Consider the following 14,529-nt stretch of genomic DNA (forward strand, 5'->3'; position numbering starts at 1 on the left):
ATGCAACATCCAGTTTCCGCGCCGAGCGGCGTGACCGCGCCGAACCATGCCGATCGCATCGGCTTTGCCCAGTTGACGCGCCGCGCCTTCGAGGGCGGCGACCTGCATCCGTTGCGCGAGCGGCTGCTGGCGCGGATCGAGGAGGGGACGGCCGAGGCCGGCGAAGGCCTCGATCTCTCGCTGATTGCCCAGCTTCTCGGCGAGAAGGAGGCCGGGCTGGTGATCCAGACCGAGGTGCTCTCCTTCCACCAATTGTTTCGTACGCCTTGCGCTGCTCCAAAACCCCGGCTGCGCGTGCTCGCGCTCGCCGCTGATATCGACATGGGCGGCAACACGCCGATCGATTTCCTGCTTGAAGACTCCGACATCGAGCTGTTGACGCTCTACGTGGTCAAGGGCATCGGCCTGCCGGAGACTCTGCCCGAGCACGACGTCGCTATCGTGATCGCATCCGATTCCGAGGAGTGCCGAGAGGCGCTCGCGCTGATCGAGAAGGCCGCGCCACACTGGCCGCGACCGCTGCTCAATCGTCCCGATCTCATCGGCAATCTCGATCGCGACAAGCTGTATCGTCTGCTGGCAGGCGTGCCCGGCCTCGACATTCCCGTGACCGCGCCCGCGACGCGCGCGCAATTGTCGGAGCTTTCGCAAGGCAAGATCGTTTGCGAGGAGATCACGGGCGAACTGCGCTTTCCGATGATCGTGCGGCCGCGCGGTACGCATGCCGGCGTCGGTCTCGCGAAGCTCGACGATGCTGGGGCGCTCGCTGCCTATCTCGCCGAGCGACAGGAGCAGGACTTCTTCGTCGCACGTTTCGTCGACTATGCGAGTCCGGACGGGCTCTACCGCAAATACCGTCTCGCCATGGTCGACGGCAAACCCTATGCCTGTCACATGGCGATCGCCGATCGCTGGGACATCTGGTATCTCAACGCCTTCATGGCGTTCAGCGAGGAGAAGCGGGCCGAGGAAGCCGCCTTCATGCTTGAATTCGACCATGCATTCGCGGCGCGCCACAAAATCGCGCTCGACGAAATGAGCAGGCGCGTCGGTCTCGATTACTTCATCGTCGATTGCGCCGAGAACCAGAAGCGCGAGCTGCTGGTGTTCGAAGCCGACAACACCGCCGTCGTGCACAACATGGATCCGCCGGCCGTGTTTCCGTACAAGCCGCCGCAGATGCGCAAGATCTTCGCGGCATTCACGGCGATGTTGTCGCGGCACGCAAGAGCGGGTGAGGAGAGTGCAGCATGAACGAGATCATCCGCAACACCCAAAGCTCTGTCACGCACACTTCGCTCGATCCGCAGGACTGGAGCGAATTTCGCGCGCTCGCCCATCGCATGCTTGACGAGACGATCGATGGCATCGCCAACATTCGCGCGCGTCCGGTGTGGCAGCCGATCCCCGACGGCGTTCGCGCGGCATTCAAGGCCGACGTGCCGCGGGAGGCAAGCGATCTCGCCGACGTCTATCGCGACTTCTCCGAACATGTTGCGCCCTATGCGACCGGCAACGTCCATGCCGGTTTCATGGGCTGGGTGCATGGCGGCGGCACCGCGGTCGGCGTGGTCGCGGAAATGCTCGCGGCAGGCCTCAACGCCAATCTCGGCGGGCGCGACCACATGCCGATCGAGGTGGAGCGCCAGGTCGTCGACTGGATGCGCCGCCTGTTCGCCTTCCCGGAAAGCGCGAGCGGCATCTTCGTCACGGGCACGTCGATGGCGAATCTGATGGCAGTGCTGGTGGCACGTACGAGCGCGCTCGGCACGCTGGCGCGGCAGTACGGCATCGGCAATGACGGTGCGCTTCTCACCGCCTATACATCGCAGGCCGCGCATGGCTGCGTCTCGAGGGCGATGGACATCGCCGGGCTCGGCACCGATGCACTGCGCAAGGTCGGCGTCGATGCCGATCATCGCATGGACGTTGCCGCGCTGCGTGCGCAGATCGCGATCGATCGCGATGTCGGCTTCAAGCCCTTCCTCGTCGTTGCCTCCGCAGGTACGGTCGACATCGGCGCGGTCGACGATCTCAAGGCGATCGCAGAACTGTGCCGCGAAGAAGGAATTTGGTTTCACGTCGACGGCGCCTTCGGTGCGCTCGCGATCTTCTCGCCCGAGCTTGCGCCGCTGCTCGGCGGCATCGAGCTTGCGGATTCCATTGCGCTCGACTTCCACAAATGGGGGCAGGTGCCTTACGACGCCGGCTTCCTGCTGGTGCGGGACAGCGAGCAGCACCGGCAGGCCTTTGCGCAGCCGGCGGCCTATCTGCGCCGCGAGGCGAGGGGGCTTGCGGCGGGCGCGGTCTGGCCCTGCGATCTCGGCCCCGATCTGTCGCGTGGCTTCCGCGCGCTGAAGACATGGTTCACGCTGAAGACGTTCGGCACAAATCGGCTCGGTGCGGTGATCGCGCGAAGCTGCGCGCTGGCGAAATATCTGGAGACGCGCGTTCTCGCCGAGCCGCGGCTGGAATTGCTGGCACCGGTCAATCTCAACATCGTCTGCTTCCGTTACCGCGCTGCCGACGAGGTCAATCGCGAGATCGTCGCCGACATCCAGGAGTCCGGTATCGCGGCGCCGTCGAGCACGACGCTCGACGGCAGGTTTGCGATCCGCGCCGCGATCGTCAATCACCGTACCGAGGAGAGCGATATCGACGCGCTGGTCGCGGCCGTGCTGGAATTCGGCGGACGACGGAGCGGGGGAGTGATCGAGGTTGAAGCGCCGCCGCTCGCGGCACAGTGATAGCGGATCCTTCAAAACAAAACCGCCCCGGACCTGGTCCGGGGCGGTTTTGTTTTGGGTGTCGCGAAGTGCTCAGGCGGCCGAGCTGACGTCGCTCTTGGGATGACTGGCTTCGTACTGGTCGCGCAGCTTGTCTTCATAAGCGATCAGCTTGCGAGCCTCCTTGAGCGCCCGGTAGAGGTCGCCGCTCATGATGTTGTTGTTGATGCCCTCGATGATCGGCCAGGAGCTCGGCACCGCGGTGACAATGTCACGCACGAGGTTGAAATAGGTGCCGTGCTGGGTCTGCGGGTCCGGCGAGATGTACATGAGCTGCACCGCCAGATAGACGAGCTTGGCCGGCGTATCGGCGGTCTCCGGCGTGAGGATGTCGCGCTCGCGCAGGATCGGCACATTCTCGCCGTCGATCAGGAGCCGCGCGCGCTGGTCCGTGTTGGTGATCACGGAATTGCCGACGATGATGCGTTCGTGTGGTTTGAGCTCGACCTTGAGAGCCATGCCTGTTCTCCATCAACCCTTTTGTAACGAGCCTCGTGCGTGCCCCCGCTGACGGCTGCCGGCTCTGATTTGGGTCCGATCCTTGCTCAATGTGGTTAACGGGTTGTAAACGCCGGCCGTCGTCGCGGGAACATGAATGATTTCAATGCGTTGATTCCATCGAAATTTCGGACTGGGGATTTCGGACCGGGCTTCGAAGGCGCGACGCAGACAAACCCGGAGTTTCATTTCACGGATTGTTAGAGGCTTGGACGCAACCGTCCGCCGGTCGTTTGATCAATTTCGGTCAGACAGGACGCGTAGCTACCAGAAAGGTAACAGTATGTCCGGTATCGTTCTCTCCTCCTCGGTTCGCCAGAACCTGCTCTCCCTCCAGTCCACCGCCGATCTGCTCGCCACCACCCAGTCCCGTTTGTCGACTGGCAAGAAGGTGAACTCGGCGCTCGACAACCCCACCAACTTCTTCACGGCGCAGTCGCTCGACAACCGCGCCAGCGACATCAACAATCTGCTCGATGGTATTGCCAACGGCGTGCAGGTGCTGCAGGCCGCCAACACCGGCATCACCTCGCTCCAGAAGCTGCTGGACTCTGCCAAGTCGATCGCCAACCAGGCGCTCCAGACAACGGTCGGCTATTCGACCAAGTCGAACGTCTCGACCACGATCGCGGGCGCGACTTCTTCCGACCTGCGCGGTACCACGACCTACACCAGCGCGACCGCGCAATCCAACGTGCTGTTCTCCGGCGCTGCCGGCGGCGTCACGGCGGCGACCGGGACGACTACGCTTGGCGGTACGGCCGCTGCCTATATCGGAACCGCTGCGGTCAACGACAACAACGGCGGCGGTGCGGCGGCCATCACCACGAGCACGCTGCTCTACGGCGACGGTTCGACTGCTGCAAAGAGCGGTCTGGGCCTGATTGGCGTCACCCAGTTCACCGACGGCACGACTCTTACCGTCGACGGCCACAGCATCACCTTCAAGTCCGGCGATGCGCCGGGCGTCACGGGGTCCACCAATAGCCTGCCGACCGGCTACGGCGTGGATAGCGGTGGTACCGGCAGCGTCGCGACTGACGGCAGTGGCAACTCGATTATCTATCTCGGCAGCGATACGACCAACTCGACCGCGACGGTCGGCGACATCCTGAAGGCGGTCGACCTTGCGGCGGGCACCCGCGGTGCCACGATCGCGGCCGGCGTTGCCACCATCAACGCCAACAACACCAGCCAGACCGCGGCTTCCATCACCGGCGGCAAGATCACGCTGGACAGCTCGACCGGCGCCGATCTCAGCGTCACCGGCAAGGCGGACGTGTTGAAGGCGCTCGGTCTGACCACCGCGACCGGCTCCGGCAACACCACCATCGGTGCGGCCCGCACAACCGTCTCGACCGGCCTTGGTTCGCTGATCACCGACGGTTCGACCCTGAACGTCAACGGCAAGACCATCACGTTCAAGAACGGCGGTACGCCGGCTGCGGCCAACGTGCCGACCGGCTCTGGCGTCACCGGCAACGTCGTCACCGACGGCAGCGGCAACTCGACCGTGTACCTCAACAAGGGCACCGTCGCCGACATCCTGACCGCGGTCGACCTCGCCACCGGCGTGCAGAGCGCGGCCAACGCCAGCGGTGCGGCGACGCTGACCACCGCAGCCGGCCAGACCGCGTCCTCCCTGGTCGCCGGTTCGCTGCACGTCTCGACCGGCGCCAACTCGGACCTGTCGATCACCGGCACGGGCAATGCGCTGTCCTCGCTCGGCCTGACCGGTGCGACCGGCACCGGCACCGCCTTCACGGCAAGCCGTTCTGCGGCGTCGGGCGGCGTTTCGGGCAAGACCTTGACCTTCTCCGCCTTCAACGGCGGCACGGCGGTCAACGTCACCTTCGGCGACGGCACTGGCGGCACGGTCAAGACGCTCGATCAGCTCAACACGGCTCTTCAGGCCAACAACCTGTCGGCCACGATCGACGCCAACGGTAGGCTGACGGTTTCGGCGACCAACGACTTTGCGTCGTCGACGATCGGATCTGCCGCTGCTGGCGGTACCATCGGCGGCACGCTCACCACGGCGCTGACCTTCTCGAACGCGACTGCGCCGGTTGCGGATGCTGTTGCCCAGGCCACCCGTACCAACCTGGTGTCCCAGTACAACAACATCCTGACGCAGATCGACACGACCTCGCTGGACGCTTCGTTCAACGGCGTCAACCTGCTCAACGGCGACCAGCTCAAGCTGGTGTTCGACGAGACCGGCAAGTCCAACCTCAACATCACCGGCGTGACCTTCAACTCGAAGGGCCTGGGTCTGGCCGGCCTGGTGCAGGGAACCGACTTTATCGACAACTCCGCGACCAACAAGGTGCTCACCAATCTGAACTCGGCCTCGAGCACTCTGCGGTCGGAAGCTTCGACCCTCGGTTCGAACCTCTCCATCGTGCAGGTGCGTCAGGACTTCAACAAGAACCTGATCAACGTGCTGCAGACCGGTTCGTCCAACCTGACGCTGGCCGACACCAACGAGGAAGCGGCCAACAGCCAGGCGCTGTCGACCCGTCAGTCGATCGCGGTCTCCGCGCTGTCGCTGGCCAACCAGTCGCAGCAGAGCGTGCTCCAGCTGCTCCGCTAATAGCGGCTGACATCGCAATCAAGTCATGGCGGCGGGGCTTCGGCCCCGCCGTTTTCTTTTGCGCGGTCCGATCGAGCAGTGGTCCGGCTGCACTGAAAAAGTAACTGTTGGTTATGGTTAACGGGGAGCAAACGCCGCAAAAAGGCGAGGAGTTTCAGATCGATCGTCGCCGATCTCGGCGTGCGTCCGCAGCCTTATGGTGAACCGGCGCTTACGCTGCGGGAACGGGTTTCACCTTTTGTTAGCCATGTCCCCTCAGGCTGTGCGCGTCACTCGATCCGAAGCGATCGAACGAAGACGCGTAAACCAGAAGGGTAAGAGTTATGTCCGGTATTGTTCTCTCTGCGTCGGTTCGCCAGAACCTGCTCTCGCTCCAGTCCACCGCCGACCTCCTCGCCACCACCCAGTCCCGCCTCTCGACTGGCAAGAAGGTGAACTCGGCGCTCGACAACCCCACCAACTTCTTCACGGCACAGTCGCTCGACAACCGCGCCAGCGACATCAACAATCTGCTCGATGGCATTGCCAACGGCGTGCAGGTGCTCCAGGCCGCCAACACCGGCATCACCTCGCTGTCGAAGTTGCTCGACTCCGCCAAGTCGATCGCTAACCAGGCGCTGCAGACCACCGTCGGCTACTCCAGCAAGTCGAACGTCTCGACCACGATTGCGGGTGCGACCGCTTCCGATCTGCGCGGCACCACGACCTACACCAGTGCGACCGCGCAATCCAACGTGCTGTTCTCCGGCGCTGCCGGCGGCGCCACGGCGGCAACCGGTACGACCACGCTCGGCGGTACGGCCGCTGCCTATGTCGGAACCACCGCGGTCAACGACAACAACGGCGGCGGTGCGGCGGCCATCACCACGAGCACGCTGCTCTACGGTGACGGTTCGACTGCTGCAAAGAGCGGTCTGGGCCTGATTGGCGTCACCCAGTTCACCGACGGCACGACCCTCACCGTCGACGGCCACTCCATCACCTTCAAGTCCGGTGATGCGCCGGGCGTCACGGGGTCCACCAACAGCCTGCCGACCGGCTACGGCTTGGATAGCGGTGGTACCAGCAGCGTCGCGACTGACGGCAGTGGCAACTCGATTATCTATCTCGGCAGCAATGCGACGAACTCGACCGCGACGGTCGGCGACGTCCTGAAGGCGATCGATCTTGCGGCAGGCACCCGCGGTGCCACGATCGCGGCCGGCGTTGCCACCATCAACGCCAACAACACCAGCCAGACCGCGGCTTCCATCACCGCCGGCAAGATCACGCTGGACAGCTCGACCGGCGCCGATCTCAGCGTCATCGGCAAGGCTGACCTGTTGAAGGCGCTCGGGCTGACCACCGCGACCGGCTCCGGCAACGCGACCCTGACGGCCGCCCGAACAACCATCTCGACCAGCCTTGGTTCGCTGATCACCGACGGATCGACCCTGAACGTCAACGGCAAGACCATCACGTTCAAGAACGGCGGCACGCCGCTTGCGGCCAACGTGCCGACGGGATCCGGCGTCACCGGTAACGTCGTCACCGACGGCAGCGGCAACTCGATCGTTTACCTGAACAAGGGCACCGTCGCCGACATCCTGAGCGCGGTCGATCTCGCCACCGGCGTGCAGGCAGCAACCATCGCTTCGGGTGCCGCGACCTTGGCGACGGCCAGTGGCCAGACCGCGTCCTCGCTTGTTGCCGGTTCGCTCCACATCTCGACTGGCGCGAACTCGGATCTGTCGATCACCGGCTCGGGCAATGCCTTGTCCGTGCTCGGCCTCACCGGCTCCACCGGCACCGGCACGGCCTTCTCGGCGAGCCGCTCGGCGTCGGCCGGCGGCGTCTCGGGCAAGACCTTGACCTTCGCCTCCTTCAACGGCGGCACGGCGGTCAACGTCACCTTCGGCGACGGCACCGGTGGCACGGTCAAGACGCTCGATCAGCTCAACACGGCGCTTCAGGCCGACAACCTGGCCGCCACGATCGACGCCAACGGCCTGCTCACGGTCTCCGCGATCAACGACTACGCATCCTCGACGATCGGATCGGCTGTCGCTGGCGGCGCAATCGGCGGCACGATCACGACGGCCCTGACCTGGACCAACGCGACCGCGCCGACGGTCGATGCTGTTGCCCAGGCGAGCCGTTCCAACCTGGTGTCGCAGTACAACAACATCCTGTCGCAGATCGACACGACCTCGGTCGACTCGTCCTTCAACGGCGTGAACCTGCTGAACGGCGATCAGCTCAAGCTGGTGTTCGACGAGACCGCGAAGTCGAGCCTGAGCATCACCGGTGTGACCTTCAACTCGAAGGGGCTGGGTCTGGCCTCGCTGGTACGGGGCACCGACTTCATCGACAACGCGGCGACCAACCGGGTGCTCACCAGTCTCAACGCGGCCTCGAGCACGCTACGCTCGCAAGCCTCGACCCTCGGTTCGAATCTGTCGGTGGTGCAGGTGCGTCAGGACTTCAACAAGAACCTGATCAACGTGCTCCAGACCGGCTCGTCCAACCTGACGCTGGCCGACACCAACGAGGAAGCGGCCAACAGCCAGGCGTTGTCGACCCGCCAGTCGATCGCGGTCTCCGCGCTGTCGCTGGCCAACACCTCGCAGCAGAGCGTGCTTCAGCTGCTCCGTTAATAAGCAACTGAAATCACAAGATAAATATGGCGGCGGGGCTTCGGCTCCGCCGCTTTTTTGCGTGTGCGGAGACCGTGCAGAACGTGCAGCCGGGGCCGGGGAGGGGGCGCTAACTCGGCATTAACCGTATCCCTTAAACCGTCGTTAACCATACTTTAAAGGACAGCCCCTAAAAGTGGACAAAAGCCCGCTTTCCAGATCGCGAGCCCCGATTCGTACCCGGTTCAAGAGGAAGACCAGCCAATGTCCAACATCGTTCTCTCGGCGTCCGTTCGCCAGAACCTGTTGTCACTGCAGTCGACGGCCGACCTGCTGGCCACGACACAGCAGCGCCTCTCAACCGGCAAGAAGGTCAACACGGCGCTCGACAACCCCACCAACTTCTTCACCGCGCAAGGGTTGGACAACCGGGCGAGCGACATCAGCAACCTGCTCGACGGCATCAACAACGGTGTGCAGGTGCTGCAGGCCGCCAACACCGGCATCACCTCGCTGCAAAAGCTGATCGACAGCGCCAAGTCGATCGCGAACCAGGCGCTGCAGACCACGGTCGGCTATTCGACCAAGTCGAACATCACGACGACGATTCCGGGCGCGACGCCGGCGGATCTGCGCGGCACCACGAGCTACACCTACGCCACCGCAACCGGCAACGTCGTCACCGACGGTACTGCTGGCGGTACGACTCCGATTACGGGCACGACCACGCTCGGCGGCATTTCGCAATCCCTGACGGGGCTTGCCGCTCCCGACGGTGTCCCCACTCCGGCAAGCCTTGCTGCAAACCTCACCCTTCTCGGTCCGTCCAGCGCGAGCACCATTGCGGCCAATGGTGCACCGACGGACGGCGATGTCGTGATCGTCGACGGCAAGACCATCACCTTCAGGGCCGGCGCTGCACCTGCGGCGGCCAGCGTTCCCGCCGGTTCCGGCAGGAACAACAACGTTGTCACCGACGGCAATGGCAATTCCACCGTTTACCTCGGGACAAGCGCCGTCCCGGCTGCAAAAGTCCAGGACGTGATGGACGCGATCGATCTCGCGACCGGCGTGCAAAAGGCAGCCATCACCGGCGGCACCGCGACATTATCGCTCTCGTCGGGCGCCGTCGCCTCCATCGCCGGCGGCCAGCTTACCCTCACCACCGGCACGGGCGCCGACCTCAGCATCACCGGCAAGGCCGACTTCCTCAAGGCGCTTGGCCTTACGACCGCGACCGGCTCCGGCAATGTCAATGTGAGCAAGGCGCGTCTGACGAGCCCCACGACGCTGGGCACGCTCATCAATGACGGCTCCACGCTGAACGTTGATGGCAAGACCGTCTCGTTCAAGAACGCTGCGGTTCCTGCTGCCGCTCCGACGGGCTCCACCAAGATCGGCAACATCGTAACCGACAACAACGGCAACTCCGTCGTCTATCTCCAGGGCGCCAGCGTTCAGGATTCGCTGAACGCGATCGACCTGGCGTCGGGTGCCGGCATCGTCAGCGGCGCCGCCGTGGTTGCGGCCAGCGGTTCGTCTCTGTCCACCGTCGTCAACGGCGCGCTCAAGCTCAGCACCGGCACCACGGCGGATCTGTCGATCACGGGAACCGGCAATGCGTTGTCCTCGTTCGGACTGACCGGTCCGACCGGCACCGGCACGGCCTTCACCGCGGGCCGCGCGCCCGGAGCGGGCAGCATCTCGGGCAAGACCTTGACCTTTACCTCGTTCAACGGCGGCACGCCGGTCAACGTGACCTTTGGCGATGGCACCAACGGGACTGTCAAGACGCTTGATCAACTGAACTCTCAGCTGCAGGCGAACCACCTGACGGCGACGATCGACGCCAACGGCGTGCTCACGATCACCACCGTCAACGAGTATGCCTCTTCGACGCTGGGCTCGATAACTGCCGGGGGCGCGGTCGCCGGCACCATCACGGGTGTGATCGCTTTCACGACCGCCCAGCCGCCGATCCAGGATCCGGTCGCGCAGACGGCGCGCTCAAACCTGGTCAACCAGTTCAACAACATCCTGGCGCAGATCGATACGACGTCGCAGGATGCCTCATTCAACGGCGTGAACCTGCTCAACGGCGACACGCTGAAGCTGATCTTCAACGAGACCGGCAGCTCCACGCTCGGCATCAACGGCGTGGTCTTCAACGCGGCGGGCCTCGGCCTCAGCAACCTCGTCAACGGTATCGACTTCATCGACAACGGCGCCACCAACAGGGTGCTGACCAGCCTGAACGCGGCCTCGAGTACGCTGCGCTCGGAAGGTTCTGCGCTCGGCTCCAACCTGTCGATCGTGCAGGTGCGTCAGGACTTCTCCAAGAACCTGATCAACGTTCTGCAGACCGGCTCGTCCAACCTGACGCTCGCCGACACCAACGAGGAAGCGGCAAACAGCCAGGCGCTGTCGACCCGCCAGTCGATCGCGGTGTCCGCGCTGTCGCTGGCCAATCAGTCGCAACAGAGCGTGCTGCAGCTGCTCCGCTAATTTCGCGGCGCAAGCTCGCTCATCGATTTCGCGGCGGGGCTAAGGCTCCGCCGTTCATTTTACGGAGATCGCTAAGGCAGGATTAGCTGAGATCGACGCACACCGCGCGTGACGTGTTTACAGCGTGCACATGCGCGTCTAGCTTCACGATGACGAAGAACTCCGAGACCCGTAATAATCCGGAGTGCTTCCAAGCACACATGTAAGCAAATCTTAAGCGGTGCTGCCTAGGGTCGGGAAAGAAATCCTTAAGCGCGTTCAACGGGCTAGGTAACCTCCAGGGTGTGATTGATGTCGAATTCCGCTGCCTCGGCCTACGCGCGTGTTGCAACGACCACCGCATCTCCTCGCGACATCGAAGCGCAGACCCTGCTCAAGGCCGCGAACAAGCTTCAGGATGCGATCAACAGCGCCGAGCCGTTCAGCGAGCAGACCACGCAGGCCCTGATGTTCAATCGCAAGCTCTGGACGATCTTTCTGGGCGAGGCCATGCGCGAGAACAATCCGCAGCCGATCGAGGTCCGGCAGAAGATCGCCAACATCAGCGTGTTCGTGCTGAGCCAGACCGCCGCGCTGCAGATGAGCCCGCAGTTCGATCACTTCCGTCCTCTGATCGAGATCAACCGCAATATCGCCGCTGGTCTGTCCGGCCGTCCGTGATCAAGGACGGTCGTTTAGCCTCGGCAATACTAAGTTCATGCTGATGGATAGCGGCAAGGCGCAGATCAACAACGTCGTCACCGGTCCACCGACCGGTTCGAGCGATCTCGATGTTGCCGTTGCGAGGCTCGACGCCTGATGGTCAGGCGCTGCGGTCCGTGCTGGCCGGACGCGAGGGCTCGGATTTCAAATCCTGCGCATGGAAATAGGCCCGCCGGCGCAGCATTGCTTCGTCGGGGAACTGGTTCACCACCGCGTCGGTCCTGTCGTTGACGACCTGGAAGACGAACGACGCCGCCGCCTGGTCGAACACGACCTGGCGTGAGATGTTCTCGTTGCTTCGCAAATCATTGCGTGCAGGCGCGCTCGCATCGCCAGCGGCCACTGTCTGGCTCACGGGCAGATCGGTTTGCACGGCCTCGTTCGCCGCCGCATTCGACGTCGTTACGATCTGCACGGCAACCGGTATCCCCACCGGCCTGATGCTGAAATCTGTACTCATGGCAGCCTCCTGGTTGCCTCACGTGAGTCAAATCCCAACCCCTCTCAATACGCAACCATGGAACACCGGGATTGAACATCCGGTAAGGAAACGTGCCTAACCGCGCGACGATGTTGCCCCGCGGTTTTTCGTAAAATTGTCATTTGTTATTGCGCGCGCTCAGAGCGAGCGGCTGACCGCGAGCGGCGTGATGTGGCGCGGGCCCGGCGTGGCGCGGCGTCCCGCGGCCGTGTAGGTGTTCGGCACGTTGCGCTTCTGGATCTCGGCGTTGACGCCGCGCACGACGCTCTCCGACACCGCGTGAGCGGTTGCGAGCACGGTGAGGTTGACCTGGAGCATCGCGCGGAATGCATCATGGTGCCGATGCAGCGTCGAGAGCAGCTCGGGCGCGGATTTGGCGAGCTGGGCCTGGTTCGCCTTCAACTGGGTGACGGCGCCGACATAGTTTCGCGACAGTTCCTGCTTCTTGCTCTCGAGGGTCATCGCCTCGCGGACTTGGCCGGCACGTACCAGCTCGGTCTCGCGCTCGATCAGGCCGAGCAGGGCACTCATCGCATCCATCAACTGCTCGGCGATCTTGCGCGCCTCGGCGCTGCCGGATGCGGTGTTCGGGCGCTGCGCTTGCACCGGCTGACGCGAGGCGTTGAAGTGGTTCATCTCGTTTGACCTTATGCCGTGCGGATCGTTTTTGCCTGCTGCATGATCAGGGTGCGATAGACGTCGGTGGCGATGCCGACGCCGCCGGCGTTGGCGAAGTTCTTGGAATATTGCTCGGTCAGCATTGAGCGCCACACGCCGGTGCCAGGGGTGTCGCCGAACGGGCCTTCGCCCTTCAGACCCGAGGTCATCTGCGAGAACATGCTGTTGAGGAACATCGCCTCGAAGTCGGTGGCGATCTTCTGCGCCTTGACCTGCTGCTTCGGCGAGACCTTCTGCAGTGCCGCGGCGAGATCGAAGTCCGGGCGGCCGTTGCGGCTCTCCACCGAGAAGGCGGAGCTGGCGACGCGTGCGGTGTTGACCATGCCGGCCTGCATCACATCACCTCGATGTCGGCTTCGATCGCACCGGCGGCCTTGATCGCCTGCAGGATGCTGATGAGATCGCGCGGGCCGATGCCGAGGCCGTTGAGGCCGTCGACGAGCTGCTGAAGCGAGACGCCGTCCTTGACGACGGCGAACTTCTTGCCGTCCTCGGTGACGCTGACGCTGCTGCGCGGCGCGACCACGGTCCGCCCCCGCGACAGCGGGTTGGGCTGGCTGACCTGCGGGCTCTCGGAGATCGTGACGGTGAGGTTGCCCTGTGCGACCGCAACGGTGGCGACGCGGACGTCGCGGCCCATCACGATGATGCCGCTGCGTTCGTCGATGATGATCTTGGCGGCGAGATCCGGATCGACCTGGAGCTGCTCGATCTCGGTGAGAAAGGCGACGACGTTGCCCTTGAACTCCGGTGGGATCGCAAGCTGCACGGTCGATGGGTCGATCGGCTCGGCGGTCTTGACGCCGAGATAGTCGTTGATCGCGGCGGCGATCCGCTTGGCCGTGGTGAAGTCGGCATTGCGCAGCGCAAGACGGACGTTCGGCAGGCGATTGAGCGCGAACTCGATCTCCCGCTCGATGATGGCACCGTTGACGATGCGTCCGACGGTCGGCACGCCACGCACGATTTTCGCCGCCTCACCCTCGGCCTGGAAGCCGGATATCGCGAGCGAGCCCTGTGCGACCGAATAGACGTTGCCGTCGGCACCGAGGAGTGGGGTGACGAGCAGGGTGCCGCCCTGGAGATTCTTGGCGTCGCCGAGCGCGGAGACGGTGACGTCCATGCGCGTGCCCTGGGTGGCGAAGGCCGGCAGATTGCCTGTCACCATCACGGCGGCGACGTTGCCGGTGCGGATGGTGGCGCCGCGGATGTTGACGCCCATGCGCTCGAGCATCGCTTGCAGCGACTGCTTGGTGAAGGGGATGTTGTTGAGGGTGTCACCGGTGCCGTTGAGGCCGACGACGAGGCCATAGCCGATGAGCTGGTTCTGCCGCACGCCTTCGATATTGGCGAGATCCTTGATGCGCGATGTCGCGCTTGCAGAATTGGCCGAGAGCACCAGCGCTGACAGCGCGGCGCAGGCCACCCCCACAAGTCTCACCCAACGAACGCTTGGCATCTTCTGCTCCCCGAGGCTCCTCAAATCAAAGAACCATCACGACACTCCCATGACGAGCTGGTCCGACGCTGTCCTTGCGAGCGCTGTGCCAACTCGGGGCAGCGGGGGTAGGTAGCTGAATAGGTTGAATAAATCTGTTTCGAGCGACCTCAGCCTGTGTTGTCCCTGAGGAGCGAAACTGCCGCCTGTCGGCAGATTTTGCCGGGCTG

At 63.9% G+C, this 14,529-nt stretch carries 11 protein-coding genes; 6 read left to right on the plus strand and 5 right to left on the minus strand.

Going from position 1 to position 14,529, the window contains the following annotated elements; translation table 11 throughout:
- A complete protein-coding gene (locus ABIB80_RS17005) occupies positions 1-1,254 on the plus strand; it encodes an ATP-grasp domain-containing protein (RefSeq protein WP_354128034.1) in 1,254 nt (417 codons plus the stop codon).
- Positions 1,251-2,747 carry a pyridoxal phosphate-dependent decarboxylase family protein gene (locus ABIB80_RS17010; RefSeq protein ID WP_219682793.1) on the plus strand — a complete coding sequence of 499 codons (1,497 nt, stop codon included), beginning with the start codon at positions 1,251-1,253 and terminating at the stop codon, positions 2,745-2,747. The genes ABIB80_RS17005 and ABIB80_RS17010 overlap by 4 nt, the downstream gene beginning before the upstream one ends.
- Before the next feature lie 72 nt (positions 2,748-2,819).
- Here the strand turns inward: ABIB80_RS17010 and flbT are convergent, their stop codons facing one another.
- Positions 2,820-3,245: a flagellar biosynthesis repressor FlbT gene (gene flbT, locus ABIB80_RS17015; protein ID WP_007602109.1), complete on the minus strand. Its 426-nt coding sequence runs from the start codon at positions 3,243-3,245 to the stop codon at positions 2,820-2,822.
- 322 nt (positions 3,246-3,567) lie between these two features.
- Between flbT and ABIB80_RS17020 the strand changes: the two genes are divergently transcribed.
- From ABIB80_RS17020 to flaF, 4 genes are all read left to right on the plus strand, one after another.
- A complete protein-coding gene (locus ABIB80_RS17020) occupies positions 3,568-5,880 on the plus strand; it encodes a DUF1522 domain-containing protein (RefSeq protein WP_354128035.1) in 2,313 nt (770 codons plus the stop codon).
- Between the two features lie 323 nt (positions 5,881-6,203).
- Positions 6,204-8,516 (plus strand): DUF1522 domain-containing protein, encoded by a 2,313-nt coding sequence (locus ABIB80_RS17025; protein ID WP_007602111.1) that lies wholly within the window; start codon positions 6,204-6,206, stop codon positions 8,514-8,516.
- A gap of 243 nt (positions 8,517-8,759) precedes the next feature.
- Positions 8,760-11,000 (plus strand): DUF1522 domain-containing protein, encoded by a 2,241-nt coding sequence (locus ABIB80_RS17030; RefSeq protein WP_007602112.1) that lies wholly within the window; start codon positions 8,760-8,762, stop codon positions 10,998-11,000.
- A 291-nt stretch (positions 11,001-11,291) separates the two neighbouring features.
- On the plus strand, positions 11,292-11,660 hold the full coding sequence (gene flaF / locus ABIB80_RS17035) for a flagellar biosynthesis regulator FlaF (RefSeq protein WP_007602113.1): 369 nt from the start codon (positions 11,292-11,294) through the stop codon (positions 11,658-11,660).
- 142 nt (positions 11,661-11,802) lie between these two features.
- Here flaF and ABIB80_RS17040 read toward each other — a convergent pair whose 3' ends face one another.
- The 4 genes from ABIB80_RS17040 to ABIB80_RS17055 form a co-directional block, all read right to left on the minus strand.
- Positions 11,803-12,162, minus strand: coding sequence for a hypothetical protein (locus ABIB80_RS17040; RefSeq protein WP_007602114.1), 360 nt, complete (start codon positions 12,160-12,162; stop codon positions 11,803-11,805).
- Positions 12,163-12,321: 159 nt separating this feature from the next.
- Complete coding sequence (locus ABIB80_RS17045) at positions 12,322-12,819, minus strand: hypothetical protein (protein ID WP_007602115.1); 498 nt, start codon at positions 12,817-12,819, stop codon at positions 12,322-12,324.
- An 11-nt stretch (positions 12,820-12,830) separates the two neighbouring features.
- A complete protein-coding gene (gene flgJ, locus ABIB80_RS17050) occupies positions 12,831-13,196 on the minus strand; it encodes a flagellar assembly peptidoglycan hydrolase FlgJ (RefSeq protein WP_007602116.1) in 366 nt (121 codons plus the stop codon).
- Entirely contained in the window at positions 13,196-14,320 is a 1,125-nt protein-coding gene (locus ABIB80_RS17055; RefSeq protein WP_219685064.1) for a flagellar basal body P-ring protein FlgI, read from the minus strand. Before ABIB80_RS17055 ends, flgJ begins: the two co-directional genes overlap by 1 nt.
- Between the last annotated feature and the right edge of the window lie 209 nt (positions 14,321-14,529).

The organism is Bradyrhizobium sp. i1.15.2 (assembly GCF_040548425.1).
Taxonomy (GTDB): domain Bacteria; phylum Pseudomonadota; class Alphaproteobacteria; order Rhizobiales; family Xanthobacteraceae; genus Bradyrhizobium; species Bradyrhizobium canariense.

Bases quoted from the DNA above. Each gene is read 5' to 3' on its own strand.
- ABIB80_RS17040 (WP_007602114.1), bottom strand. From the start codon at position 12,162: ATGAGTACAGATTTCAGCATCAGGCCGGTGGGGATACCGGTTGCCGTG.
- flbT (WP_007602109.1), bottom strand. From the start codon at position 3,245: ATGGCTCTCAAGGTCGAGCTCAAACCACACGAACGCATCATCGTCGGC.
- ABIB80_RS17005 (WP_354128034.1), top strand. From the start codon at position 1: ATGCAACATCCAGTTTCCGCGCCGAGCGGCGTGACCGCGCCGAACCAT.
- ABIB80_RS17020 (WP_354128035.1), top strand. From the start codon at position 3,568: ATGTCCGGTATCGTTCTCTCCTCCTCGGTTCGCCAGAACCTGCTCTCC.
- ABIB80_RS17055 (WP_219685064.1), bottom strand. From the start codon at position 14,320: ATGCCAAGCGTTCGTTGGGTGAGACTTGTGGGGGTGGCCTGCGCCGCG.
- ABIB80_RS17030 (WP_007602112.1), top strand. From the start codon at position 8,760: ATGTCCAACATCGTTCTCTCGGCGTCCGTTCGCCAGAACCTGTTGTCA.
- flgJ (WP_007602116.1), bottom strand. From the start codon at position 13,196: ATGCAGGCCGGCATGGTCAACACCGCACGCGTCGCCAGCTCCGCCTTC.
- flaF (WP_007602113.1), top strand. From the start codon at position 11,292: ATGTCGAATTCCGCTGCCTCGGCCTACGCGCGTGTTGCAACGACCACC.
- ABIB80_RS17045 (WP_007602115.1), bottom strand. From the start codon at position 12,819: ATGAACCACTTCAACGCCTCGCGTCAGCCGGTGCAAGCGCAGCGCCCG.
- ABIB80_RS17025 (WP_007602111.1), top strand. From the start codon at position 6,204: ATGTCCGGTATTGTTCTCTCTGCGTCGGTTCGCCAGAACCTGCTCTCG.
- ABIB80_RS17010 (WP_219682793.1), top strand. From the start codon at position 1,251: ATGAACGAGATCATCCGCAACACCCAAAGCTCTGTCACGCACACTTCG.